Origin of the sequence: Paenibacillus sp. FSL W7-1279 (genome assembly GCF_037969845.1) — a bacterium.
Taxonomy (GTDB): domain Bacteria; phylum Bacillota; class Bacilli; order Paenibacillales; family Paenibacillaceae; genus Paenibacillus_AQ.
In genome coordinates this window covers 2375855-2401394 of sequence record NZ_CP150215.1, presented here as the reverse complement: position 1 = coordinate 2401394, position 25540 = coordinate 2375855, and the positions used below count along the sequence as shown (strand labels likewise).

Below are 25540 nucleotides of genomic sequence, written 5' to 3'. Positions count from 1 at the left end.
TTCACGTTCTGGTCAAGATGTTACGCTGTCGCGGATTATTGCAATGGCTGCCGCGCGATCCGGCTTGCCGAATACGGCGCTGCCCGCAACCAGGACATCCGCTCCCGCTTCCACCACAAGCGGCGCTGTCTCCGCTGTAATGCCGCCATCCACTTCAATATGGATGTTCGGGTTGTCGGAGTTTGAAATCCATTCACGCAGCTGCGAGATCTTGTTTATGGTCCGCTCGATGAAAGCCTGTCCGCCAAACCCCGGGTTCACGGTCATTACCAGCACCAAGTCCAAGTCGGGGAGCACTTCCTGAAGGACATGGGCCGGCGTAGCCGGATTGATCGCGACGCCGGCCTTCACGCCAAACTCTTTGATCAGATGGATGACCCGATGAAGATGCGGGCAGGTTTCGGCATGAACGGTGATCAGGTCGGCTCCTGCCTTGGCGAAATCCGCAATATACAGCTCCGGCTGTTCAATCATCAGATGCACGTCAAGCGTCAGGCTCGTATGGGGCCGGATGGCTTGGACGATCGGCGGGCCCAGCGTAATATTAGGTACAAAGTGTCCGTCCATGACGTCCACATGAATCCAATCGGCTCCGCCGGCCTCGGCTTCCTTAATTTCTTGTCCCAGCTTCGCAAAATCCGCTGACAATATGGATGGGGCAATTTTTATCATCATTCAGTACCTCCGTTTCTTCTCTCTCATCTCCGTATAAAACTCCACATAATGCTCATAACGGCTAGCCAGGATGATTCCATCCTCTTTGGCTTGGAGCACCCGGCAGCCCGGCTCATGCAGATGACTGCAGCCTCTGAATTTGCATTCGGCAGCATAAGGAGCAAATTCTCTGAAACAGGTCGATAACTCCTCGACACCCAGCTCCAGAAAATCCAGCTGGCTAAAACCGGGGGTATCGGCGACATACCCCCCGTTATCAAGCTCAATCAGCTCTACATGGCGTGTCGTATGCCGACCGCGGCCAAGACGCAGGCTGATTTCACTCGTCTCCAGCGAGAGGCCCGGCATTAACGCATTCAGCAGGGACGATTTTCCGACACCGGATTGACCGGAGAAGACACTGATTCGGCCGGCCAGCCGTTTCTTCACCTCTTCGGTCCCGACCCCTTGCAGAGAGCTGGTAATCAGCACTTCGTAACCAATCTCTTCATACTGGCGCTTCACCTGCTCCAGCACATCGTCGGAGGCGTCCACAAGATCCTGCTTTGTCAGACAGATCAATGCCTCAAGGCCCTCATGCTCTATATGTACCAGAAACTTATCCAGCAGATGCAGGCTCAGATCCGGTTCTTTGACCGAAAACAACAGCACCGCCAAGTCGACGTTCGCGACAGGCGGGCGAATTAATTGGGAAGACCGTGGAAGAATTTCGTCCACGGTCCCTTCCCCATTTTCAGTCAATGAGTACATAACGTGATCTCCAACGAGCGGAGAGATGCCTTTCTTTTTGAAAATGCCGCGGGCTCTGCATTGAACCGCTGGGTCCTCCCCGGATATAATGTTGCCATCCTGCATGGGTTTGACATAATAATATCCGCTTAGTGCCTTCACGATCAGTCCCTCTAGCATATAATAGGCCTCACCTTTCTTGTTGAAATTTAGTATTCTCAAGACTTGTTTCTAATCGTTATCATTACCTTTGCCATTCCCCTTGCCGTTTCCATTGTTGCCATTGTTGCCATTGTCCCAATGGTAAGCAGCATCATCTTCCTCATTCGAACCTTCCTCGCCATTTCCTTCATCCGGGTTAGTGTCCACCGGCACATCAGGTTCAACAGGCGGTTGTTCAAAGGTCGGCTGCGGCACGGTACCGTTCTTGACATCGCTGTAACTTACGCTGTACGTATCCACCTGGCGACCGTCACGGAAAATCATGACCGTTGCATGCTTGTCGGGAGCCAGCAGCAGCTTAACAGGCACCATTTCCGAGGTCGTTATGGTCTTGTTCACGGCTTCCTGGTTTTCTCCCAGCGCATCGGTGAAAACGACCCGTATTTTGCTTTCTTGGCCTTCTACGCTTGGTGAGACAGGTACGCTGTAATTATACTCAAGCGCATCCGAAGGATAGCCTGAGCTTACGAAGAGCGTGATATTTGAGCCTGGAGGAACCTGTTCATTGGCCTCATGCGGCCACTGCTCTACTACGATGCCCTTCTTCACTTCATAACTGGATCTCTCTTTGATTGCCTCAACCTTAAAGCCATTGGACTCTAAAATATTGACAGCATTCTCCTGCTCTAAGCCAACGACGCCTGGCATTGGGACCGATCTCTTGCCCTCGCTTACCGTTACGTTAATTTCATCCTTCTCGGGATCGATAGGTGAATTGGCTTCTGGGCTTTGTTTAAAGATCTTGCCTTGCGGCACTTCATCATTTTTCTCCGGAGTTTGCTTAATGGAGGTTTTATTAACTCCGATCTTTTCTAACGCAGCAACAGCCTGATCAAACGTCTTACCCGAGAGGTCCGGCATTTTTTCAAGCGGCTTCGCATCCCCAACCGACAATTGAACCGGAGCCCCCTCCCTCAGCATGCTCTCTGGTTCCTTGTCCTGGGCAAACACAATGCCTTCATCGACATTTGGTTTATATTCACGAATGACTTCCTCATTCACCGTCAAGCCTTTGGCCTCAAGCTCGCGGATCGCTTCCTCTTCCGTCATACCTACAACTTGGGGCACCTTAACCTCGGGTACCTCCAACATGTTGTTCACATACATGACAACACCAAACATAAGGCCGAGGAACAGGAGCACCGAACCGATGATGATGGTCGGCTTGACCCATTTTTTCTTCGGTTTGCCGGTCGACTTTGCCTCAAACTCCTCGTCATCCGAGTCGTCGTCATCGTCATGATGATGCTGACTGCTGCGCTGCATCGTTTTGAGCGCTGGCATGACCAGTGTAGAATCGGCATCGTCCTCAAACTCCATCTTCGGTTCGTTCAGTCGCATCGGCATCAAGCACGTCTCAAGATCGTCCATCATCTCTTCCGCGGACTGATAACGCTCCTCCGGGTTTTTGCGCATGGACTTCAGGATGATGTTCTCCACGCTTTGAGGAATGAGCGGGTTTACTTCTCTAGGCTCATCAAATTCCTCCTGGAGATGCTTCAGAGCAACACTAATCGGGCTCTCGCCCAGAAAAGGAAGACGGGCCGTGAGCATTTGATATAACACAATACCAAGGGAGTATAAATCCGATTTCTCGCCCGTAACAACGCCCTTGGCGTGCTCCGGCGAGAAATAATGCACAGAGCCCACAACGGAGCCTGTCTGCGTAATGGTTGTCGACGTGACCGCCCTGGCAATGCCAAAGTCCGTTACTTTGACCCTCCCATTACGGCCAATCAGAATATTATGCGGTTTAATATCCCGGTGAATGATCTGGTTATGATGAGCGTGTCCCAGCGCATCGCAAATCTGGGTAGCAATCCGCACAGCTTCTTCCACCTGCAGCGGTGCCCGTTCTTTTATGATTTCATTCAAGTTCTGACCTTCGATATATTCCATGACGATGTAATGCACATCTTCCTCTTGGCCCACATCATAGATGCTGACCACGTTGGAATGCGACAACGAAGCCGCTGATTGTGCCTCACGCCGGAAACGGCGGATAAATTCCTCGTCGTGCACAAACTGCTGGCGCAGCACTTTGATCGCTACATTCCGGTTCAGCAAAATATCCTGAGCCTTGTAGACCAGCGCCATGCCACCGCCACCGATGCGTTCTATAATTTTATAACGACCAGCCAATTCATGTCCGATCATGAATCCCACCCCTTTATACGTTGCCCGACAACTTCTTCTTGATGTTCAAACATTGCGACCGTGATGTTGTCCTCACCGCCAGCAAGAAGTGCCAGTTGAAGCAGGCGATCCGCTCTTTCTTCCAGAGGAAGGTCAAGTGAACCGGAAATCTGTCCGATCAGCTCGCGGCTGACCCGGTTGCTGAGCCCGTCACTGCAGAGCAGCAGCACTTCGCCTTCTCCGATCGTAACCGGTGTAAGCTCAACCGTCACATCCACATCCGTTCCAAGTGCCCGGCTTAATACGTTTTTCCGGGGATGGGTTTCCAGTTGATCTTCCGTAATCTGACCACTCTTAAAAAGCTCATTAACCAATGTGTGATCATCTGTGAGTCGAATCACTTGTCCGGGAACGACTTTGTAAGCCCTGCTGTCCCCGATATGTCCGATATAGCCTTCGGAACCTCGCAGCAGCACCGCTACAATCGTCGTGCCCATATTGTGAAGCCGCTCATCAGCCGAGGCTTCCCGATAGATAACTGCATTGGCATGCAATATGGCATCACCAAGCGCAGCCCGAATACTTTCCATGGACATGTCCTCCTCCAAAGAGGACAAATCCTCGGCCACGGTATCTACCGCAAGCCTGCTGGCGGTGTCACCCGCAAGGTGACCTCCCATACCGTCAGCAACCACACCCAAGGTATAGCCATGCTCCAGTGTGCTAACAAATACCGAATCTTCATTAACAGGACGAACGCGTCCCACATGGCTTACATGAACCGTCTTGATCAAATCTTCTCACCTCAACTCCATATGCTTGGCCCGGAGCTGACCGCAAGCGGCAGCGATATCATGGCCTTGTTCACGACGGATGGTCACATTGACCCCCTTGTCTGCTAACGCACGTTGAAATTTGAAAATATCGTTACGCGATGTGCGAACATATTTCCGTTCCGGCACATGGTTAACCGGAATCAGATTGACGAAGCAGTTCATATCCTTAATGACGTCCGCAAGCTCTTCGGCATGCTCAACCTGATCATTTACGCCGCCGATCAAGGCGTATTCAAACGTAATGCGGCGTCCAGTTTTTGCTTGATAATAACGAAGCGACTCAATCACGTCGTCAAACGGGAACCGACGGTTAACAGGCATTAGCTTGGAGCGCAGCTTATCGTTCGGTGCATGAATGGAGATGGCCAGATTAATCTGGGTATCCTCTTCCGTGAATTTATAGATGTTAGGCACAATGCCACTCGTCGAAACGGTAATGTGGCGCTGGCCGATATTCAATCCTTTTTCATGGATCATCGTGCGCAGGAACTTCATGGTCGCTTCATAATTCTCAAACGGTTCGCCCGAGCCCATGATCACGATGCTGCTAACACGTTCTCCCGTCTTATCGAGAATCTTCTGCGCCTGGACCACTTGAGCAACAATCTCGCCGGAGGTCAGATTTCGCTTCAGGCCACCCAGTGTGGATGCGCAAAACGTACATCCGATACGGCAGCCAACCTGCGTTGTAACGCAGATGCTGTTGCCGTAATTGTGCCTCATGATGACGGTCTCGATCGCATGGTCATCATGCAGGCCGAACAGAAACTTGACCGTTCCGTCCTTTGACTCCAGCTTGGTGATTTCCGTCAAGGTAACGAAACTGAATTCATCCTCCAGCTTGGTCCGAAGCTCCTTGGACAGATTCGTCATTTCCGCGAAGTCGTTCACCCGCTTCACGTACAGCCAGTCATAAATCTGGGTTCCCCGAAACGCGGGCTCCCCGTTCTCTTGAGCCCATGCTTGAAGCTCTTCCAGTGAATAATCATATATAAAAGGTTTCATTCTCACCACACCTGTCTAATTTAGAGGATGTCCAGCCCGTATTCTTCCGAACGCTCCCTATTACATTCATATTCATCTCTTTTTTCATTCTTCCTATTCTAACATAAATAAAAGAGACGGTAAAAGAGGAAAACCCGCCGGCATTGGCGGGATACGACTATAGTCATGTCAGCGGAGCCCTTAAGAGGGACGTCTGCCGAGTCTTGCAATGTAAAAGCCGTCACTATGGTAATGCTGGGGCAGAATTTGAATCCCGCCTCCCCGCTGAAGCGATTTCCCTTCCAGCCGGCTTAAGTCTCCAAGACCATCTTCCGCGATTCCAAACCCGGAATGGCTATCCAGAAAAGCAGATACAACCCCTTCATTCTCCAGCGGCTCAATCGTGCACGTGCTGTACACCAAAAGCCCTCCGGGACGAAGCAACGTGGAGACCGACTCCAGCAGCCTGAGCTGCAGCGCCGCTATTTCATGGATGTCCTCCTGTGACTTGCCCCACTTCAGATCGGGCTTGCGGCGAATGACGCCAAGGCCCGAGCACGGAGCATCCAGCAAAATTCGGTCAAAAGACGCAGGCTCGAAGCGGTCAACCAAATCCAGCGCGTCCCCGGTCACGATCGAAATGCTGTCCAGTCCCAGACGACCAGCCTGATCCGATATCAGCTTGCCTTTATGAGCATGAATGTCGTTGGCAACAATGCTGCCCTCATCCTTCATAAGCTCGCCCATGTGGGCACTCTTCCCGCCCGGGGCTGCGCAGCAATCCAGCACCCGCATTCCCGGCTCAGGCTTAACAGCTTCAGCGACCAGCATGGAGCTTTCATCCTGGATCGAGATCATTCCATCCCGGTACCAATCCGTCAAGGCCATATTGCCCGCTCCCCTTACAACAATCCCGTAGGGACTAAGCGGCGATGGGGCAGCTTCATAGTTCTGGCTGCACATTAATTTCAGCATGTCGTCACGGCAGATCATCGTGGTGTTCACTCTCACGCTGACAGCCGGCGGTTCGTTGTTTGCGGCACAGATTGCCTCTGCCGTCTCGATCCCGTACTGCGATATCCAGCGCTCCACCAGCCACAACGGATGGGAATGCTGCAAGGAAATGCGCTGGGCCGGCGGCATATTCTCAGGGATCGCCAAGCTTTCCTTCTGGCGCAGAATATTCCGAAGCACCCCGTTCACCATGCCGGAGATCCCTTGATGCCCACGGCGCTTCGCCAGATTAACGGCCTCGCTGACAACCGCGTGATCCGGAATCCGATCCAGATATATGACCTGATACAGACTGATGCGAAGCAGTGCTCTTACCCACGGCTGAAGCTTCTGTACCCCTTTGTTGACAAACTTGTCCAAAAAATAATCGAGCGTGTTGAGCCTTGAGATCGTGCCATAGATCAGCTCTGTGGCAAGTCCCGCGTCGCTCTTTGCAAGCGAGGACCTCTGCAGAGCGGAGTTGAGCAGGAGATTGCTGTACGCCCCCTCCTGCTCAACCTGAGTCAATACGTCCATCGCCAGCTCCCGAGGAGAGTCCAGGCGTCCCTTCGGCCTGCGGTTCCCGCTCACGACAACACCGTCCCGACCGTCAGGCTCGTCCCGCGCACGAATTGCGCCGCATCCATTGCCTTTTTGCCGCTGGGCTGGACGGTTAACAGCGTTAGCGTGCCATCGCCTGTTTTGACAACAATCCCCTTCTCATGAAGCTCTAGCACGCTTCCTGGCTGTGCATCGTTAGATGGGGTCTGTGCACTGTCCGGCTTAGCCGCTGCCCATACTTTGAACACATCCCCGTTCCACAGCGTAAATCCGCCGGAGTAAGGAACCAGACCGCGAATTTGATTGTAAATTTCGCGGGAAGTGCGAGTCCAGTCGATTCTTTCGTCATCCCGGGTCAGGTTCGGTGCATACGTTGCCTGCGTCTCATCCTGGGGCTCGGCATCCACCTTGCCCTTCACAAGCCGCGGCAGCTCCGATCGCAGCAGCTCCGCGCCGGCTTGGCTCAGCTTCTCAAACATGGTTCCGGCCGTATCGTCATCCTCAATGGGAACCTCGGTGCGGGCGATCATGTCGCCCGTGTCGAGCCCCTCCGCCATATACATCAGCGTGATGCCTGTTACGGATTCTCCGTTGATGATACTGCGCTGAATCGGAGCTCCTCCCCGGTAAGCGGGGAGCAGCGAGCCGTGGACATTGAGACAGCCCAGTGACGGCATATCCAGCACCGATTTCGGCAGGATTTGACCATAGGCGGCGGTGACAATCATATCAGGCTTATACTCGGCCAGCTCGGCCACAGCTTCCGGATTCCGCAGGCGCTGAGGCTGCAGAACAGGAATGCCGTGACGAAGAGCGGCTTCCTTAACCGGCGTTGGGGTCAGCACCTTTTTACGCCCTTGCGGGCGGTCAGGCTGTGTAACGACGGCGACAATGGAATAACCTTCGCTAATCAACATTTCAAGACTGGGTACTGCAAAGGCCGGGGTGCCCATAAATACGATATTCATCGGTTCTCCAGCTCTTTTCTCGGCTGTTCCGGAACATACTCATACACCCGGTCAGCGATTTCCGTAAACAGCACCCCGTTCAGATGATCGATTTCATGCTGAAACGCTCGCGCAAGCAGCCCGGTACCTGTAATGACAACCTCATTGCCTTCGCGGTCAAGCCCCTTAACGGTCACTTTCTCCGCACGGCGCACATCTCCGTTCCATCCTGGAATGCTCAGGCAGCCTTCCGGCCCGAATTGCTCGCCTTCGCTCTCCACGATCTCCGGATTGATCATTTTGATCAATCCATGCTCGTCACCGGCGTCGATCACGATCAAACGCTTCAGAATGCCGACCTGCGGCGCAGCCAGTCCGACGCCTTCCGCATCGTACATGGTATCCGCCATATCGTCCAGGAGCTTTTGTACGTTCGGCGTAATTTTGGTAACTTCCTTTGCCTTTTTATGAAGAACCTCATCCGGTTCTTTAACGATAATACGAATCGCCATGTCTATGACACCATCCTTGTGCTTTTCATCATTATATGCTGTATTACATTAACATTTGCGGATCTACGTCAATACTGATCTGGAGCTTGCTGTCCCGCGCCGAATCCTGCAGCTTCTCGGCAACCGAGCGCACCAGCGAGACAGCATCCATCGTTCCCCGCCATTTTATCATACATTGAAATCTGTATCTATTTTTTAGCCGCGGAATGGGAGAAGCTACCGGACCCAATATATCGAGCGCGCTTGCGTCGAATCGGTCCAGGCTCCCAAACCATCCCCGGCGGTCGGATTCGCTTTTGATGGTCGCAGCAAAATTTTCCGCCATTCTTACCAGCAGCGGCAGCTGCTCATGCGACAGCGTCACCAGGATCAGCCTGCAATACGGCGGATAATGGAGCGCTTTGCGGTGCTTCAGCTCGTCCTTGACGAAGGATAAATAATCATGGCTGCTTGCATGGATAATCGAATAGTGCTCCGGCGTATAGGATTGGATAACCACTTCACCCGGCAGCTGATGGCGGCCTGCTCTTCCGGCAACCTGAGTGAGCAGCTGAAACGTCTTCTCGGCCGCCCGGAAATCGGGCAGATTCAACGCCGAATCGGCCGTAATGACGCCGACCAAGGTGACATCAGGGAAATCCAGGCCCTTGGCGACCATCTGGGTGCCTAGCAGCACGTCCCCTTTTTTATCCCGAAACTGCTTCAGCAGCTTCTCATGTGAGCCCTTCTCGGTCGTGGTATCCACGTCCATCCGAATGACGCGAATGCCGGGAAACAGCTTGGCCAATTCTTCCTCGACACGCTGTGTGCCAGTCCCGAAATAACGTATATGCTCGCTTCCGCAATCCGGGCAAACCTCCGGCGCTTGGGCGGCATAACCGCAATAGTGGCAGCGCAAATTATTCGATTTCTGATGGTAGGTCAGCGAAATGTCGCATTCCGGACAGCCTGCCACATATCCGCAGCTCCGGCACATGACAAACGTGGAGTAGCCCCGCCGATTCAGCAGCAGCACCGTCTGTTCCCCGCGTTCCAGCCTTGCCGAAATCGCGGCATGCAGAGAGCGGCTGAACATGGAGCGATTTCCTTCACGAAGCTCCTCCCGCATGTCCACGACCTGGACCTCGGGCAGCTTGTTGCCCAGTGCACGGCTCGGCATCTCCAGCAGATGAGGCGCAAAATCATCCTGAGCTTGCGATCTCGCCGCATGGTAACTCTCCAGCGAAGGCGTTGCCGAACCCAGAATGACGGCTGCGCCGGTCAACTGGGCGCGGTGAATCGCAACATCCCGGGCATGGTACTTCGGTGTCTCTTCCTGCTTATAAGAGCCTTCATGCTCTTCATCCATAATGATCAATCCCAGACGGTTAAACGGCGCGAATACCGCCGATCGAGCGCCCACGACAACGGACGCCCGGCCTTCTCTTATTTTCCGCCATTCATCGTAACGCTCTCCATCTGAAAGCCGGCTGTGCATAACAGCCACACGATCGCCAAAACGAGCTTTGAACCGTTCCACCATTTGCGGCGTCAGCGATATTTCGGGCACCAGCACAATCGCCTGACGTTCCTGTTCGAGGCATCGCTGAATCGTCTGCAGGTAAATCTCGGTCTTACCGCTGCCCGTCACCCCGTGCAGGAGAAACACGCCATGCTTGCGTTCATCCAGCTTGTGCACGATGCTGCGATACACCGCTTGCTGCTCCGGTGTGAGCGCCAATGGGGTGCTAGGCGTGAAATGCCGCCCTCGATACGGATCGCGGAACACTTCGATATCCTCGAGGGTAATCAGCCCTTTGTCAGCCAGTCCCTTCACGGTGCCTGCGGTGACACCCAGCGTCTGGAGCAGATCCTTCTGCGATATCGGCAGAAATGCTTCCATCTCCAAAATATATTGGAGCACTTCCTTCTGACGCTGAGCCTTGGCCGGGAATGAAGCCAGTGCCTGATGAGCTTCCTCGCTTGATACGGCAAGCTCTACCGCTTTTATCGTTTTTTTCTGCAGCTTATCCTTGATTTGCTGGAATTCGCTAAGCCGTCCTCGGCCGATCAGCGCTTTAATGGTCGCAGCGCCATCCGGAAATGCCCGCGTTAACTGCTGGAGCGAAACCTCGCCTTTCTGACTGACAAAGCGGATGATCTCCTGCTCCGACTCACTTTCGGGCAGGAGCGCAAATAATCCGTCGGTTTGATCCGTCTGCAACGTGTCTGAATCGCCAATGGAAATATACCGCTCCGCCTTCCCTTTCAGCGCCGTAGGCAGCATCGACTGCAGAACCGATATATATCGGCATGCGTAACGCTCCTTCATCCATTCGCCAAGCTCAATCAGCTCAGGCGAAAGCGGCGGCATCACATCGAGGACTTCCTGAATCGGCTTCATTTTGGCCGAATCCATCTCGGGCCGGGGATGCAGAGAGACCACGAATCCCTGGAGCGTACGGTGCCCGAACGGCACGCCGACCCGGCTGCCTACCTCGACCCAGGGCCGAAGTTCCTCAGGAATCAAATAATCAAAAGGCCGGTCCGTATCCTTGGACGGCACGTCCACAATCACTCGTGCCATTTCCATCAGGATGACCTCCCGGTTAACCGATCAGCCGCCAGCGTTAACAACCTCTGGGCCACTTCCTCCTTGGACATCACTGGAAGCTGCAGGACCAGCCCTTCTGCATCAAAGATATGAACGCTGTTCGTATCCGTGCCAAAGCCCGCTCCTGCCTGTGTAACATCGTTCGCAACGATCAGATCGCAATTTTTGCGTTTCAGCTTTTCTCTGGCGAACTGCTCCACTGTATCGGTCTCAGCTGCAAATCCGATTAAGAACTGGGAGGTTTTTTGGCGTCCCAGGCTCTCCAGAATGTCGGTTGTTTTGACAAGATCCAGCGTCATGGTCTCCCCGCGCTTTTTGATCTTAGATGTCGCTACCTCAGCTGGGCGATAATCGGCAACAGCGGCCGCCTTGACCACGATATCACTATGCTCGAATACGCGTTGCACCGCATCGTACATATCCTGGGCCGATTCCACTCTTTCCACCTTGATTCCCTCTGGTGGAGCTTCATCGGTATGAGCGGCAATGAGGTGAACATCCGCTCCCAGCTGCTTGGCCGCTTTTGCGATCGCAAATCCCATTTTCCCGGAAGAATCATTCGTTATATACCGGACCGGATCAATGCGCTCAATGGTACCGCCGGCTGTGACAACCACCTTTTTGCCGTGCAATATGCCAGTGGAGCTGCTCGCTTTATCCTCATTCAACGCCACAGGTCGTGCCCCGCGATCTCGGAAAAAACGTTCAACCACGTCAACAATCGTATCAGGTTCTTCCATCCGTCCCTTTCCGACATATCCGCAAGCCAGAAGCCCCTCTCCGGGTTCAATCATGGACACCCCGCGGGAGACCAGCGTCTCCATATTGGCCATGACGGCCGGGTGCGTGTACATATGCACGTTCATTGCCGGCGAGATCATGACGGGAGCCGTCGTCGCGAGCAGCGTCGTGGTCAGCATGTCATCCGCCAGGCCATGTGCCATCTTGCCGATAACATTGGCTGTGGCCGGAGCGATCAATACCAAATCGGCCAGATCGGCCAAGTGAATATGCGAGACGACCGAGGGGTCCCGTTCATCAAAGGTATCGCTATAAACCGGGTTTTTGGTCAGCGTTTGAAGCGTTAATTCCGGAATGAACTGCTTCGCGGATTCCGTCATAATGACATGCACATCCGCTCCCCTCTGGACAAGCCTGCTGCATAAAGTCGCTGCTTTATACGCGGCAATGCCACCCGTAACGCCAAGCACAATGACTTTTCCGTTCAACATGACAATCCCCCGCTTTCCATTGTATAAAGGCTACATTCTCATATCTTCTCAAAAAAATAACAACCTTTCGGTTGTCACATTTTCGCGCGCTAACGCATGTTATTCAAATATTGAAAAAAAGCCTTAGTCCTGTCCCCGCTCGATTTTCACGTAATCGCCATAGATTTCTTCCAGAGCGACACCGACAAACTTATGGGATTTAGGATGTTTCAACTCGCTGACTCCGCCTTCACGCAATTGGCGTGCGCGGCGGGAAGCTGCAACCACAAGAGAATATTTACTGTCTACTTTATTCATCATTTCATCAATGGATGGATATAACATGGTCGAAGCACCTCTTCTTCTTTTACTTGAAAGTTAGCACCGTCTATGAAAAGACAGCTTACTTTCTCACCTTACAATGTTCGGCAATAATGATAGATTGTATTCTCTCACAAGCGAGATTGATTTCATCGTTCACTACCGCATAATCATAATGCTGCAGTAAATTGATTTCGTCAACCGCTACGGACATGCGGTGGTCGATGGTCGCTTGGCTCTCTGTTCCCCGGCCCTGGATCCGATCCTTCAGTTCATCCAGCGACGGCGGCATCAGAAACACAAAGATACCCTCGGGAAACTTCTCCTTGACCTTCAGTGCGCCCTGCACTTCGATCTCCAGTATAATATCCTTACCGGAGGCTAAAGTTTCTTCCACAAAATCACGCGGGGTTCCATAATAGTTCCCGACGTATTCCGCATATTCGAGAAGCTGGTCGTTCTCAATCATATCCATGAATTGTTCCCGACTTTTGAAAAAATAGTTCACACCATGTACCTCACCGAGCCGTGGCGAACGCGTCGTTGCCGACACCGAATACACCAGCTCCGGAACCCGGCTGCGAAGTGCCGTACAGACGGTTCCCTTACCCACCCCGGAAGGACCGGACAATACAATCAATAATCCTCTAGACATAGTACTCCTCATCTTATTCGTCGTTGTCGTCATCTTTGCTGGACAGACGGTGAGCCACCGTTTCTGGCTGCACAGCCGATAAAATCACGTGATCGCTATCCGTAATGATAACAGCCCGTGTCCTTCGGCCATATGTAGCATCAATCAGCATATGACGGTCCCGTGCTTCTTGAATGATCCTCTTGATCGGAGCCGACTCAGGACTCACGATTGAGATGATCCGATTGGCCGATACGATGTTTCCGAAGCCAATATTAATAAGTTTGATTGCCATAGTGCGGTTGCTCCCCCTATACATTTGACTCTTACATGCCGATGAAGCTGCGGTCATTCCACATTAGCGGCTTGTTCACGAATCTTCTCCAGTTCCGCTTTCATTTCGACAACACGGTTTACCAGAGTCAGATGATTGGCTTTCGATCCAATCGTATTGACTTCTCTGTTCATTTCCTGAATCAGAAAATCCAGTTTACGGCCTACAGGGCTTTTCTGATGAAGCAGCTCTCTGCATTGTTCCAAATGGCTGTGAAGGCGAATCAACTCCTCGTCCACATTGGAACGTTCAGCAAACAGAGCAACTTCCATTCCGAATATATGTTCATCAACAGCAAGCGACCCGTCATCAAGAGATTCAATGCGCTGCCTCAGACGCTTCCGGTACTCTTCCGGAACTTCAGGAGCAAGTTCGGTCATTTCTCGGTGAAGCAGCTGTAATCGGTCAAGCCTCTGCTCGATATCCTTCACGAGAAAAGAACCTTCCCTGCTGCGCATCTGGATCAGACCCTCCAGCGCTTGTTCAAGACCTTGAAGAAGCGCATCATTCCATAACTTCTGCTGCGCTTCATCCATGGGAAGTCCGCTCGGACTAACAAGAACATCTGGCAGCGACAAAATATCCCGCACCGCCAGATCTCCCTTGATTCCATATGACTTCAAATCCTCGGCTGCCTGTAAATACGCCTGAACCATGGTGTGGTTCAGCACGGCACCCTGGGACTCGCCGTTGTTTTCCTTGTTAATATAAACATCAATCCGTCCGCGTCCGATTCGGCTCTGTACGGTCCGTCGAAGTGAATCCTCGAAGCAGGCCCATTCACGGGGCATACGAAAGACGATTTCACAATACCGATGATTGACCGACTTCACTTCGAAAGAGATACTGTAACCTTGAAAATCGACAACGGATTGCCCATATCCGGTCATGCTCAATGACATCGGAATCACATCCATTACACTATTGTAATTGATAATTATTAATGAAACAAGGGGGTCAATCGGCGGCCCGATTTCTCCCAGACATACTCCATTAATTGTACGCTCATTTCATAGAACATAAACGGCGTCATCAAATATATGCCGTTAAAATGCTCTGTTGCAACATCCAACAGCTCCTTGCCGATCTTGACACCCATTGCCCGGCCCGCTTCGCCTTCAAGCCCGGCCATGCGGCTGCGGACTTCATCCGAGAGCTGAATGCCCGGCACCTCGTTATGCAGATACTCCGCGTTCCGTCCGCTTGCCAGCGGCATGATGCCGATAAAGATCGGGATATCCAGATGTGCCGTCGCTTCTCTCAGCCTAACCATTAACTCGGGATCGTACACGGGCTGCGTCATCACATAATCCGCACCGGAGGCAATCTTCTTCTCCAAGCGAGCAACCGCCTTGTCAAGATGCCTTACATTGGGATTGAACGCTGCGCCGACAACGAATTTGGCCTTCTGCTTCAGCGGCTTTCCGGAAAAAGCAATACCTTCGTTCAGCTGTTTGATCATGCGGATGATTTCAAATGAGGTCATGTCGTAAACCGAGCTGGAATCCGGCAAATCCCCGAAGCGTGCCGGATCCCCGGTCACCGCAAGCACATGGTCGATGCCGAGCGCATCAAAGCCCATCATGTGCGACTGCGTGCCGATCAGGTTTCGGTCACGGCAAGCGATGTGGATCAGCGGCCGCAATCCTGTCCGTGCTTGTACAAGATGGCCGAGCGCCATGTTGCTCATGCGAGTTACGGCCAGCGAGTTATCCGCAAGGGTCAGCGCATCGGCTCCCGCTTTTTTCAAAGCTTCCGCACCTTTCATGAACTTGGTGATATCCAAATCCCTTGGAGGGTCCAGCTCCACGATAACGGTATGTCGCTCCTTCACGATATCGACAATCGTCGGCTCCCCGCTGCGTTCATAAAATTGCTCCTGGGCCGTCTCGTGAATCACGATCCGGTTGACTTCAGCCTCCTCGACGATCGGAAGCGGCGCAGGCACGTAACCGGACAACGCCGATGAAATTTCAGCAATATGCTCCGGCGTCGTTCCACAGCACCCGCCAACAATCCGGGCGCCACGATCCGCAAACTCCAGTGCCGTCTTTCCGAAATACTCGGGACTCGCACCATACCGGTATTCCCCGTCCACATAGTCGGCGATCCCTGCATTCGGATAGACCGAAGCCGGAAGATTCATAATACCGTTCAAGGTTTCCAGCGCGCGCATGATGCCGTTTGGACCTGTCCGGCAGTTAAAGCCGATTACGTCCGCGCCTTCTTGGCTCAGGATGCGGTAAGCATCCGGCATCGTGAAGCCGTCCAGCGTGCGGGCAATATCCTCCACCGCAAACTGGCAGATCACCGGCAAGTCGCTTAGCATTCGAGCCTGCGCCAAAGCCAATTGAATTTCATCCACGTCATAGAACGTTTCGAGCAGAATGCCGTCAACGCCTTCCGATATGAGAACCGTCAGCTGCTCTTCGAAGTAACGCTTGAGCTCGCTCGTGGAAATGTTGCTTCTTTTGCCCGCGCGAATGGAGCCTACCGCACCCACTACATATCCGTTATCGCCAGCGGCTTCACGCGCAATTCTTACGCCTGCGCGGTTGATCTCTCCTACCTTCGCCTCCAAGCCGTATTTGGACAGCTTGTCATAATTGGCAGAGAACGTGTTCGTCTCAATGACCTGCGCACCAGCCTCAACATACTGGCGATGAACGTTCCCGATGACCTCCGGGGAGGTTAAATTCAGTTCTTCATATGATATGCCCACAGGAAATCCTTTTTGATATAAATAAGTACCCATCGCGCCGTCACCGACCAGTACCTGATTCTCCCATGCCTGCCGAAGATTCGGTTTCATCGCGTTTCTCCTCCACCCGACGTTTATTTTCAACTAATGTATCATAAAACCTCTCTAAAGATAAAGAGACAAAAGGGAGGCCTTCAGAAGGCCTCCCTACCGTGTCCACCCCTACAGGACAAACTTTAGAACATACCGTTTTTTTGCTTTTGCGGGTGGGGATTGTTATGGCTGCCGGATCCTCTAACAGGCGAGCGTTCCTGCGTACACGACCTCGGCCGGCCCTGTCATGTACACATGATTGTCGGACTCCTCCCACTCGATGAACAAGTCCCCGCCTTTAAGAGAGATTGTTGCGCTGCGATCTGTCAATCCGTTCAGCACCGAGGACACCAATGTTGCGCAGGCGCCGGTGCCGCAGGCCAAGGTCGGCCCTGCACCGCGCTCCCATACCCGCATATCTACTTGCCCCCGTGAGTTCACCGTCGCAAACTCCACGTTAATCTTTCTCGGGAAGAGCGGATGAACCTCAAGTTTGGGCCCCCATACGCCGATATCGAAGTTAATGGCATCGTCCACATAAATGACGCAGTGCGGATTCCCCATGGATACCGCGGTGAAGCGGAATTCCCGGCCGTCCACTTCAATGGGATGATTCACCACCCGATGGAGATCGATCAATGTAGGCACGCTCAGTCCATCCAGGACCGGTTCACCCATATCGACCCGCACGCTGCTTACTTGACCGTCCTGAACCGTAAGGCGCACTTGTTGTACTCCGGCGCCGATGGTTTCAATGGTAATCTCCTCTCGGTCAATATAACCGTGATCATACACATACTTCGCGACACAACGAATGGCGTTGCCGCATTGTTCGGCTTCGGAACCATCTGAGTTCATGATGCGCATCATAAAATCAGCCTTCGCGGAAGGCAAAATATATACAAGTCCGTCTGCACCGATGCCGAAAAAGCGATTGCACAGCTTCACGGCCCGTTCGGATGCATTGGATGGAAGTTCTTGTTCGCCGTATACGACAACGAAGTCGTTGCCAAGTCCATGCATTTTCGTAAATTCCATCATAAAACCCATCTCCTCTGCAATTGCTATGCTCGTGCTTAGCATATCGCAGAGGTGATGGGCTATCCATTCAATTTATGCCGAAATATTTGCACTCTTCGTCATCATGTTGCGGCGGTTCCGGTTGCGGTTCCGTCTGCCTCCCCACACGCTTCCCGCTCCCATCAGGAAGGTAGGAATGCCGGCGGCCACGAGTGTCAGTGCCCATTCTTTCAAATCCAATGGAACGGTCTTAAAGATCGGCTGAAACGCCTCGATGTACATGACGCCGAGCATCTGCAATACCGAGGACAGCACAGCAAGCACCAACGCTTTGTTCTGAAGCGGATTGCGGTGGAAAATCGAACGCGAGCTGCGGCAGTCAAACACATGGATCAGCTGCGCCATGACGAGTGTGGCAAAGGCAACGGACTGTGCTTTGGCCAACTGGTCCGGATCATTCGGCGCGATGCGAAGCGTAATCCAAAATGCGCCAAGTGTACACAGGCCGATCAATATGCCGCGGCTGATGATTTTCCAACCAAGCCGTCTGGCAAAAATATTTTCCTTGGCTCCGCGCGGCTTGTGCTCCATCAGATCCTTCTCCGGCTGATCCACCCCGAGCGCCATAGCCGGGAGCCCATCCGTAACAAGGTTCACCCACAGAATCTGGATCGGAACGAGCGGAAGCGGCAGACCCATCATCATCGCAAAAAACATCGTCAGAATTTCGCCGACATTGGAAGCCAGCAAATAGCGGATAAACTTGCGAATATTTTCATAGATGCTGCGCCCCTCCTCAATCGCCGAAACAATCGTGGAGAAGTTATCGTCACTGAGCACCAGCGACGACGCTTCCTTCGTTACGTCTGTACCGGTAATCCCCATGGCTATTCCGATATCCGCCGCTTTAATGGCTGGGGCGTCGTTCACGCCATCCCCCGTCATGGCAACCACATGCCCCTTACGCTGAAGCGACTTCACGATGCGGAGCTTATGCTCAGGGGATACGCGGGCATAAACAAAGGTCTGATCCACTCTCGCATCCAGCTCCTTGTCATCCATCCGGGATAACTCCTGGCCTGATAACGACAGGCCGTTCCTTGGCAGGATGCCCAGCTGGGCGGCGATCGCTTCCGCCGTCGTCCGGTGGTCGCCCGTGATCATGACGGTCTTGATGCCCGCGCGGCGGCATGTTGCAATCGCTTCGCGCACTTCACGGCGCGGCGGATCGATCATCCCCGCCAGCCCGACAAAGATAAGCTGGCTCTCGGCCTCTTTCTCCGTTTCCGGCTTGTCATAGGAACGCAAATCCCGATAAGCCAAACCAAGCACGCGCAGCGCGTCAGAAGCCATGCCTTCATTGGCCGCAAGCACCTTTTGACGGAGCGTAGCGGTAAGCGGCACAACGTTTCCGTCCCACATGATATAAGTGCATGCATCCAGCAGGACATCCGGCGCGCCTTTCGTGCAGAGCAAGCGCCCGCCCTGATGGCTGACGATGACGGACATCAGCTTTCGCTCCGAATCAAACGGAAACTCCTTGTCTCTCTGATAGATGGAGTTCAGGCTTCCCTTTGTCAATCCCATCTTGGACGATAGCGTCAGCAGCGCTCCTTCCGTCGGGTCCCCTTTTAATTCCCAGGCAGCGGCTGCCGGTTCTTCCTTGCTCTTGCGCTTGCTGCGCGATTCTTCCTGCACGTTCTCATAAATTTCGGCATTGTTGCACAGCCCGCTGATTTGCAGTAATCTGCGCAGTCCCTGGTCGGACCGAAGCTCCACGGGTTTGCCCCTATGGAGGATCTGACCCGTCGGGTCATAGCCCTGACCGGTCACTTCCAATGAGCGCCCTCCCAGCCAAACTTGGGTTACGGTCATTTTATTCTGCGTGAGCGTCCCGGTTTTGTCCGAACAGATTACGGATGCACAGCCCAGCGTCTCCACGGAAGGCAGCTTGCGTACGATCGCTTTGCGCTTAATCATGCGCTGCACGCCGAGGGCGAGTGCAATCGTAACGATGGCCGGAAGCCCTTCAGGAATGGCCGCAACCGCAAGGCTGACTCCAGCGAGGAACATACCTGCGGCAGGCTGTCCATGCAGAATGCCTGCTACGACAACCAGAATCGTAAGCCCCAGTGAAACGGCGATCAGGATTTTACCCAGCTGTTCCAGGCGATGCTGCAGCGGCGTCTCCTGTGACTCCGTATTCTGGATCAAATCGGCGATCTTGCCCATCTCCGTATCCATGCCGGTTCGGATGACAACGCCTTTGCCCGTACCGCGGGCCACCATCGTGCCCATAAAGCCGATGTTCTTGCGGTCGCCCAGCGGAACATCCGCATCGCGAATCGGCTCGGCATGTTTGTTCACCGGCAGGGACTCGCCGGTCAAGGCCGACTCCTCGACGCTGCAGCTGTTGATCTCCAGCCAGCGAACATCGGCCGGAATGCGGTCTCCGCTCTCCACGAGCACGACATCGCCAGGTACGAGTTCTCTAGCAGCAACTTGTACCACTTTGCCGTCCCGGATGACCCTGGACGTCGGCGCGGAAAGCTGCTTCAAAGCCCGAAGCGACCGTTCTGCCCTGAATTCCTGGACGAAACCGAGGATCCCGTTGATCAGGATGATGGCCACAATCGTTACGGCATCCAGATACTCGCCCAGCAGACCGGATACCAGGGTGGCTCCAAGGAGGACCAGCACCATGAAATCCTTAAATTGATTCAAGAACAGAACAAATGGAGAAATTTTAACGCCCTCGGAGAGCTCATTATAGCCGCTTTTTTTTCGTCTCTCCCCGGCTTCCTCTTCCGTGAGGCCCTGCTCCGGATGCATTTGCAGCACTTGCTGCAACTCATCCGTATCCATCTGATGCCATTGCTTTTGTTCCATGCTTCCTTTCCCTCCCGGTTGTTTTGCTCCGGCGGATGACAGCTTTTCCACCCTTTCTACGTAAATGTATTCGGACAGGTCCTGAATTATCACAGAAGGGGCCTTAAGTTTTTGAGGGAAATATGGCATCATAGAGAAGTACGATAGGAAGGGTAACAGACAGATAGGAGAATGAAGGATGGCATTAGACGGCATTGTCACACGTGCGATCGTGCATGAGCTTCAATCATGCCGGGGCGCACGGATCAATAAAATATATCAACCGAACGATCGGGACATCGTGTTTCATATACGCACCCAGCAAGGAAACGCCAAGCTGCTGCTATCCGCAAACCCCACGTATCCCAGGGTGCATCTGACGCAGGAGACCTTTCTGAATCCGGCCGAAGCCCCTATGTTTTGCATGATTCTGCGCAAGCATTGCGAGAGCGGCATCATCGAGGACATCCAGCAGGTGGGGATGGAACGAATTATCCATATTACGATCCGGCAGCGTGACGAACTCGGGGATATTTCCTCCAAGAAAATCATCGTCGAGCTCATGGGCAGACACAGCAACATCATTCTGCTCGATCCCGCAAGCGGCACCATTCTGGACGGCATCAACCATGTGACGCCAGCCATCAGCAGCTACCGCGTGGTTATGCCGGGATTCTCCTATACGAATCCGCCGGAGCAGCACAAGCTGAATCCGCTCGAAACCTTGCAGGAAGCCTTCCGGGAATCCTGTCTGATGAACGAGGAGCAGACCGTTCCATGGCTGGTCGGCGCGTTCAGCGGCCTCAGTCCGCTCGCGGCCCAGGAAATTGCCAACCGCGCAGGGGAAGGGAGTCCAGACGGGCTTGAAGGGGAAAAAGATTGCGGAAGTCTGTGGAGCGCATTTGATGAGGTCATGGAACAAGTACGAAACCATCAATATACGCCGGTTACAGGCGTCAATGCCAAAGGAAAGTCGGTGTTCTCCGTCATTCCGCTGACCTTGCTGGTGGACGAGACTACAACCTACGAGTCGGTCAGTCGATGCATGGAGGATTATTACGGGGATAAGGCGCAGCGGGATACGGTAAAACAGAAGGTAAGCGACCTCCTCCGATTCCTGCAGAATGAACGGACGAAGAACATCAAGAAGCTGGATAATCTGAACAAGGACTTGGAAGAAGCCGGGGATGCCGACCGGTATCGTATCTTTGGCGAGCTGCTCTTCGCCTCGCTCCACCAGATTCAGAAGGGCGACCGTGAGGTCCAACTGGTCAACTTCTATGATGAAGAGCAGGCGACCGTCACCATTCCGCTGGATCCGCTCCTGACTCCGTCGGACAATGCGCAGCGCTATTTCAAAAAATATAACAAATACAAGAACAGCCTTGCGGTCATCGACGAACAGTTAATCAAAACCCGCGAAGAGATCAACTATATCGAGAATCTTCTGCAGCAGCTGTCGCATGCTTCCTTGAGCGACATCGATGAAATCCGGGACGAGCTGATCCAGCAGGGGTATTTGAGAGACCGCAATCGTAAAGCGAAGAAAAAGAAGAAAAACGACAAGCCGACGCTGCATGTCTATACTTCATCCGAAGGCATCGAGCTTTATGTTGGAAAAAACAACCTTCAAAACGAATACGTAACCAACCGCCTCGCTTCCTCAAATGATACATGGCTGCATACCAAGGATATCCCGGGCTCTCACGTGGTCATCCGAAGCAGCGAGTACGGGGATGCAACGCTGCAGGAAGCGGCACAGCTGGCGGCTTATTACAGTCAGGCCAAAGAATCCAGCAGCGTGCCTGTCGACTACACGCTCATTCGCCATGTACGCAAGCCGAATGGAGCCAAACCCGGGTTTGTCATTTATGACAATCAAAAAACGCTGTTCGTCACGCCGGACGAGCAGCGGATCAAGGCGATGCCCAGTTCGGTAAAAAACAATCGCAATTAAGATGAGCAACGAACTCGATATATCGTTCGTTTAACCACAAAACGGGTATCCGAAAGGTCGTAGGACCAGCCGGAGTACCCTTTTTTTCTTACTGTCATGCCGCGATTTCCTATACGAATCCGCCGGAGCGCACAAACGTATTCCGCTCGAAACCCGCGCCGTGTTGTTGATTTTAGCTCCTTGCCCGCGCCTGTTGAAGCTCATCCAACACCTGGATGGATACCTGACGGCTGCCGATATCCCCATGGAACACTCGGCCCTGCCTCTCGCCATGGTAATCGGATCCGGCGGTCACAATCAAACCGTATGCCTCAGCCATCGCCAAATACCGTTTCTCCTCTGCTGCCCCATGGTCCGAATGATAGACTTCAATCCCCTTGAAAGCAGCCTCTTCAATGACCGCTCTCACCAATGCATCATCGCCGTAGAGTCCAGGGTGCGCAAGCACCGGCACGCCCCCGGCTTCGCGTATCCATTCGCAGGCTTCTTTGGGATGAATCCGCGGCTGCGGCACATATGCAGCTGCGCCCTGTGCGAGATACCGGTCAAAGGCATCCCTTAGATCGAGGGCATGACCCTTAAGAACCAAGGCATCCGCAATATGCGGGCGGCCGATGCTCTCATCGGGTTCGAGCGGCCGCCCCAAGCCTCCGATCACTTCCTCCATCGTCAGCTCGATGCCTAGCCCTCTCAGCTTCGCCATGATCTTCTCATTGCGCTCCCCTCTTGTACGACGGAGCTCTGCCAGCCGCTTCAGAAACACGGGGTCCTGGTAATCTATGTAATAGCCCAGGACGTGAATATCCGTCCCGCCTGCCATGGTGCTGATTTCTACGCCAGGGACCACGATCATGTTGAGGCGTTCTCCGGCTTGCAGCGCCTCCTCGACACCGGCCACCGTGTCATGGTCCGTTATAGCTAGAGCCCCAAGTCCCCGCTCGAAAGCAAGCTGCACGTTCTCCGAAGGTGTGTTCATCCCGTCCGAAGCCTGGGTGTGGGAATGAAGGTCGCAGCCTGTCCGATTCATCGATTTATCTATGTCAATCAATCCCCTTTCGTTGTAAGTTCGGGTGTGCTTTATCGCTGGTTTTGCTGACGTTCCTTTAAATAGGCCAAAAACGTCATCGCCGACATCGGCAGCAGCGCGGACCGCAACTGAATGGAATAAAAATTCCGTTTAAACGAAGCATCCGCAATATCAATCATTTTGACTAAACCGAGCGCGGTTTCATGCTTGACCGTTGAGGTCGACAGCATCGTAATGCCGAGCCCTTCCTCTACCGCCGATTTCACCGCTCCCGTACTCCCAAGCTCCATGACCGTTTGGATGCTTTCGGGATCATACCCCCGCATAAGCAGCACATCCTCCATCACCTTCCGTGTGCCAGACCCCTTCTCGCGAAGCACAAACGGATACTTCAGCACATCCTCCAAATATATCGCAGCTTTCCTTATTGCTAAAGGATGGCCGGAAGGAACGATCAGTTTCAACTCATCCTCCATGACCGAATCGAGAACCATATCCGGATGCTCCACAGGTGCCTCAATCAGCCCGAAATTCAGTTGATGGCCGGCGATTTCCTCGAGGATCTGCGTGGTGTTCATCACTTTCAGCATAATGGATATATCCGGATACTCCCGGCCGAAGGGCCCCAGCAATCGGGGCAGCACGTATTCCCCGATGGTCAGGCTTGCCCCCAGCTGCAGCCTTCCCTGAAGCTTATTAGAGAAAGCCGCCATCGCCGCGTCCGTTTCCTGCGACAGCTCCAGGCTCTTGCGGGCAAAAGGAAGCAGCGTCCTCCCGGCTTCGGACAATTCCATGCGCTTGGTGGAACGAATGAGGAGCTTTGTTCCAAAATACTCCTCGAGCGATTGTACCTGCATCGTCACAGCAGGCTGGCTCATATGAAGCGCCTGGGCAGCAGCGGAAAAACTCCCGCGCTCTGCTACCGTGTAAAAAATATGTAGCTGATGAAAGTTCATAACATCGGTTCCCCTCTCGCTGCCGCTTTTGTATTTATCATTGTAACGGATCGCGGCGGAGCATACAAAAAAGACATCCGCGCTTACGCTCGCATGCCATATGAAAACTCTATTTCTTTATTTACGTTTACGGCTGTTCTTAATCAGTGTCATGCGACGTGAATGGCGAAGCCATGAGTAATAAGACTTCAGGTCTCGAAGCTCAATGGTTTCTGACATACGTCCCAAAAAAGTTACAATAATCATCCGATGCAGCGGGTTGCCAATCAGATCACGTTCATGCTCCAGCTCCGAGAACTCCGCCACAACAACGAGGTCGTCGTCAATCAGATAGACATCCTGCTCGTTGCGGTAATACGGCACGATCCGGTCCTGCTTCAGGCACTCCCACATCCATGTCCCGATTTCCTCATGGGACGTGTCGTTACCTTGAACCCGGTCCGTATAACGGCTCTTGGCATGATTGGTAATGACGATGTCGGCGACCTTTTTATCATTTAACGTAATATAAAACGGCTCATAGGTGCTCCACCGCTCAGTCCCTTTGTCGCGCATGGAATATCACTCTCCACCAAATGGGTCTTTGTATCTATGTATATATACCCAACATATTACATCATTCCACTGGCATTCACAAGATTGAAACCTCGCTTCTTGTGAACAATCACCGAAAATTTAGAAATATCTCTAGTTGTATCCTGTGCGTTGGGGCGCTGACGCCCGAATGGAATGATGGGTTTGATTAAAATGTAAATTGTACCTTACTTATACTATTTTATCAAACAAGATTCCGAATTATGCCAATCTATCGTCATCAATCCATAATAAACTTTATAAAGCCATGCCCACGCTCCAACTTTATACTTACCGATAGTTTAAAAAAAGCGGCCCTACGGGGGCCGCTTTACGCTCTTCTCGCTAACTTATGCGATTTGCGTTAGATTCACGATCAGGCACATCATGCTAAGGTCCGTAAAACTTCGCTTTATCCGGTCCTTTGCTGCTGTACTCCGTCTTAATCTCATTCCGGTAGGAGCGCTCGATCTTACGAACGTAGGACAATCTCCGGATGTTCTTCATTGTTTCCTCGGCGCGGTCAGCATTGACGTACATGACAACATAATGCATGCGGCGTGATATATAGTGCACACTGCCGTATTTCTCCAAATTCCTTGCTGCCTTCACATCGCTGACCCATATAATAAAACCGGTCCGTTCAGCCAACATCCT

The 25540-nt window shown here is 52.9% G+C and carries 22 protein-coding genes; 1 reads left to right on the top strand and 21 read right to left on the bottom strand.

Features of this window, described 5'->3' with window-relative positions; genetic code table 11:
* Window positions 1-12: 12 nt before the first annotated feature.
* From rpe to MKY82_RS10370, 17 genes are all read right to left on the bottom strand, one after another.
* Window positions 13-672, bottom strand: coding sequence for a ribulose-phosphate 3-epimerase (gene rpe / locus MKY82_RS10450; protein ID WP_220685983.1), 660 nt, complete (start codon window positions 670-672; stop codon window positions 13-15).
* Window positions 673-675: 3 nt separating this feature from the next.
* Window positions 676-1584, bottom strand: a complete 909-nt coding sequence (gene rsgA, locus MKY82_RS10445; protein ID WP_339224396.1) for a ribosome small subunit-dependent GTPase A — start codon at window positions 1582-1584, stop codon at window positions 676-678.
* Window positions 1585-1635: 51 nt separating this feature from the next.
* A complete protein-coding gene (pknB, locus tag MKY82_RS10440) occupies window positions 1636-3783 on the bottom strand; it encodes a Stk1 family PASTA domain-containing Ser/Thr kinase (protein WP_339296058.1) in 2148 nt (715 codons plus the stop codon).
* The gene (locus tag MKY82_RS10435; RefSeq protein WP_071223703.1) at window positions 3780-4556 is read right to left on the bottom strand and encodes a Stp1/IreP family PP2C-type Ser/Thr phosphatase; all 777 of its coding nucleotides are present in this window, start codon (window positions 4554-4556) and stop codon (window positions 3780-3782) included. The genes pknB and MKY82_RS10435 overlap by 4 nt, the downstream gene beginning before the upstream one ends.
* A gap of 6 nt (window positions 4557-4562) precedes the next feature.
* Complete coding sequence (gene rlmN, locus MKY82_RS10430; protein WP_220685985.1) at window positions 4563-5603, bottom strand: 23S rRNA (adenine(2503)-C(2))-methyltransferase RlmN; 1041 nt, start codon at window positions 5601-5603, stop codon at window positions 4563-4565.
* Between the two features lie 180 nt (window positions 5604-5783).
* On the bottom strand, window positions 5784-7112 hold the full coding sequence (gene rsmB, locus MKY82_RS10425; RefSeq protein WP_339296660.1) for a 16S rRNA (cytosine(967)-C(5))-methyltransferase RsmB: 1329 nt from the start codon (window positions 7110-7112) through the stop codon (window positions 5784-5786).
* A 50-nt stretch (window positions 7113-7162) separates the two neighbouring features.
* Entirely contained in the window at window positions 7163-8104 is a 942-nt protein-coding gene (gene fmt / locus MKY82_RS10420) for a methionyl-tRNA formyltransferase (protein ID WP_339296057.1), read from the bottom strand.
* Window positions 8101-8595: a peptide deformylase gene (gene def / locus MKY82_RS10415; RefSeq protein ID WP_194541751.1), complete on the bottom strand. Its 495-nt coding sequence runs from the start codon at window positions 8593-8595 to the stop codon at window positions 8101-8103. The genes fmt and def overlap by 4 nt, the downstream gene beginning before the upstream one ends.
* Before the next feature lie 43 nt (window positions 8596-8638).
* Complete coding sequence (gene priA / locus MKY82_RS10410; RefSeq protein WP_339296056.1) at window positions 8639-11167, bottom strand: primosomal protein N'; 2529 nt, start codon at window positions 11165-11167, stop codon at window positions 8639-8641.
* A complete protein-coding gene (gene coaBC / locus MKY82_RS10405) occupies window positions 11167-12420 on the bottom strand; it encodes a bifunctional phosphopantothenoylcysteine decarboxylase/phosphopantothenate--cysteine ligase CoaBC (protein ID WP_194541749.1) in 1254 nt (417 codons plus the stop codon). Before coaBC ends, priA begins: the two co-directional genes overlap by 1 nt.
* 123 nt (window positions 12421-12543) lie before the next feature.
* Window positions 12544-12744: a DNA-directed RNA polymerase subunit omega gene (gene rpoZ / locus MKY82_RS10400; protein ID WP_113057127.1), complete on the bottom strand. Its 201-nt coding sequence runs from the start codon at window positions 12742-12744 to the stop codon at window positions 12544-12546.
* Window positions 12745-12802: 58 nt separating this feature from the next.
* Window positions 12803-13375, bottom strand: coding sequence for a guanylate kinase (gmk, locus tag MKY82_RS10395; RefSeq protein WP_071223696.1), 573 nt, complete (start codon window positions 13373-13375; stop codon window positions 12803-12805).
* A gap of 13 nt (window positions 13376-13388) precedes the next feature.
* Window positions 13389-13649, bottom strand: coding sequence for a DUF370 domain-containing protein (locus MKY82_RS10390; protein WP_006209218.1), 261 nt, complete (start codon window positions 13647-13649; stop codon window positions 13389-13391).
* Window positions 13650-13702: 53 nt separating this feature from the next.
* Window positions 13703-14590 (bottom strand): YicC/YloC family endoribonuclease, encoded by an 888-nt coding sequence (locus MKY82_RS10385; protein ID WP_194541748.1) that lies wholly within the window; start codon window positions 14588-14590, stop codon window positions 13703-13705.
* A 38-nt stretch (window positions 14591-14628) separates the two neighbouring features.
* A complete protein-coding gene (locus MKY82_RS10380) occupies window positions 14629-16500 on the bottom strand; it encodes a bifunctional homocysteine S-methyltransferase/methylenetetrahydrofolate reductase (protein WP_220685989.1) in 1872 nt (623 codons plus the stop codon).
* A 183-nt stretch (window positions 16501-16683) separates the two neighbouring features.
* On the bottom strand, window positions 16684-17520 hold the full coding sequence (gene dapF / locus MKY82_RS10375; protein ID WP_339296659.1) for a diaminopimelate epimerase: 837 nt from the start codon (window positions 17518-17520) through the stop codon (window positions 16684-16686).
* 75 nt (window positions 17521-17595) lie between these two features.
* Window positions 17596-20391: a calcium-translocating P-type ATPase, SERCA-type gene (locus MKY82_RS10370; RefSeq protein ID WP_339296055.1), complete on the bottom strand. Its 2796-nt coding sequence runs from the start codon at window positions 20389-20391 to the stop codon at window positions 17596-17598.
* A gap of 178 nt (window positions 20392-20569) precedes the next feature.
* Here MKY82_RS10370 and MKY82_RS10365 point away from each other — a divergent pair, with 178 nt between their 5' ends.
* Window positions 20570-22327 carry an NFACT RNA binding domain-containing protein gene (locus MKY82_RS10365; RefSeq protein WP_220685991.1) on the top strand — a complete coding sequence of 586 codons (1758 nt, stop codon included), beginning with the start codon at window positions 20570-20572 and terminating at the stop codon, window positions 22325-22327.
* 172 nt (window positions 22328-22499) lie between these two features.
* Here MKY82_RS10365 and MKY82_RS10360 read toward each other — a convergent pair whose 3' ends face one another.
* The 4 genes from MKY82_RS10360 to MKY82_RS10345 form a co-directional block, all read right to left on the bottom strand.
* Window positions 22500-23354, bottom strand: a complete 855-nt coding sequence (locus MKY82_RS10360; RefSeq protein ID WP_339296658.1) for a PHP domain-containing protein — start codon at window positions 23352-23354, stop codon at window positions 22500-22502.
* 50 nt (window positions 23355-23404) lie between these two features.
* Window positions 23405-24310 (bottom strand): selenium metabolism-associated LysR family transcriptional regulator, encoded by a 906-nt coding sequence (locus MKY82_RS10355; protein ID WP_339296054.1) that lies wholly within the window; start codon window positions 24308-24310, stop codon window positions 23405-23407.
* Between the two features lie 117 nt (window positions 24311-24427).
* Window positions 24428-24865, bottom strand: a complete 438-nt coding sequence (locus tag MKY82_RS10350) for a hypothetical protein (RefSeq protein WP_071223691.1) — start codon at window positions 24863-24865, stop codon at window positions 24428-24430.
* Between the two features lie 408 nt (window positions 24866-25273).
* Window positions 25274-25537: a YlbG family protein gene (locus tag MKY82_RS10345; RefSeq protein ID WP_006209210.1), complete on the bottom strand. Its 264-nt coding sequence runs from the start codon at window positions 25535-25537 to the stop codon at window positions 25274-25276.
* Between the last annotated feature and the right edge of the window lie 3 nt (window positions 25538-25540).

Excerpts from the sequence above, each read along its gene's own strand:
- rpe (WP_220685983.1), bottom strand. The coding sequence starts at position 672 with ATGATAAAAATTGCCCCATCCATATTGTCAGCGGATTTTGCGAAGCTG.
- rsgA (WP_339224396.1), bottom strand. The coding sequence starts at position 1,584 with ATGCTAGAGGGACTGATCGTGAAGGCACTAAGCGGATATTATTATGTC.
- pknB (WP_339296058.1), bottom strand. The coding sequence starts at position 3,783 with ATGATCGGACATGAATTGGCTGGTCGTTATAAAATTATAGAACGCATC.
- rlmN (WP_220685985.1), bottom strand. The coding sequence starts at position 5,603 with ATGAAACCTTTTATATATGATTATTCACTGGAAGAGCTTCAAGCATGG.
- rsmB (WP_339296660.1), bottom strand. The coding sequence starts at position 7,112 with ATGGACGTATTGACTCAGGTTGAGCAGGAGGGGGCGTACAGCAATCTC.
- fmt (WP_339296057.1), bottom strand. The coding sequence starts at position 8,104 with ATGAATATCGTATTTATGGGCACCCCGGCCTTTGCAGTACCCAGTCTT.
- def (WP_194541751.1), bottom strand. The coding sequence starts at position 8,595 with ATGGCGATTCGTATTATCGTTAAAGAACCGGATGAGGTTCTTCATAAA.
- priA (WP_339296056.1), bottom strand. The coding sequence starts at position 11,167 with ATGGAAATGGCACGAGTGATTGTGGACGTGCCGTCCAAGGATACGGAC.
- coaBC (WP_194541749.1), bottom strand. The coding sequence starts at position 12,420 with ATGTTGAACGGAAAAGTCATTGTGCTTGGCGTTACGGGTGGCATTGCC.
- rpoZ (WP_113057127.1), bottom strand. The coding sequence starts at position 12,744 with ATGTTATATCCATCCATTGATGAAATGATGAATAAAGTAGACAGTAAA.
- gmk (WP_071223696.1), bottom strand. The coding sequence starts at position 13,375 with ATGTCTAGAGGATTATTGATTGTATTGTCCGGTCCTTCCGGGGTGGGT.
- MKY82_RS10390 (WP_006209218.1), bottom strand. The coding sequence starts at position 13,649 with ATGGCAATCAAACTTATTAATATTGGCTTCGGAAACATCGTATCGGCC.
- MKY82_RS10385 (WP_194541748.1), bottom strand. The coding sequence starts at position 14,590 with ATGTCATTGAGCATGACCGGATATGGGCAATCCGTTGTCGATTTTCAA.
- MKY82_RS10380 (WP_220685989.1), bottom strand. The coding sequence starts at position 16,500 with ATGAAACCGAATCTTCGGCAGGCATGGGAGAATCAGGTACTGGTCGGT.
- dapF (WP_339296659.1), bottom strand. The coding sequence starts at position 17,520 with ATGGAATTTACGAAAATGCATGGACTTGGCAACGACTTCGTTGTCGTA.
- MKY82_RS10370 (WP_339296055.1), bottom strand. The coding sequence starts at position 20,391 with ATGGAACAAAAGCAATGGCATCAGATGGATACGGATGAGTTGCAGCAA.
- MKY82_RS10365 (WP_220685991.1), top strand. The coding sequence starts at position 20,570 with ATGGCATTAGACGGCATTGTCACACGTGCGATCGTGCATGAGCTTCAA.
- MKY82_RS10360 (WP_339296658.1), bottom strand. The coding sequence starts at position 23,354 with ATGAATCGGACAGGCTGCGACCTTCATTCCCACACCCAGGCTTCGGAC.
- MKY82_RS10355 (WP_339296054.1), bottom strand. The coding sequence starts at position 24,310 with ATGAACTTTCATCAGCTACATATTTTTTACACGGTAGCAGAGCGCGGG.
- MKY82_RS10350 (WP_071223691.1), bottom strand. The coding sequence starts at position 24,865 with ATGCGCGACAAAGGGACTGAGCGGTGGAGCACCTATGAGCCGTTTTAT.
- MKY82_RS10345 (WP_006209210.1), bottom strand. The coding sequence starts at position 25,537 with ATGTTGGCTGAACGGACCGGTTTTATTATATGGGTCAGCGATGTGAAG.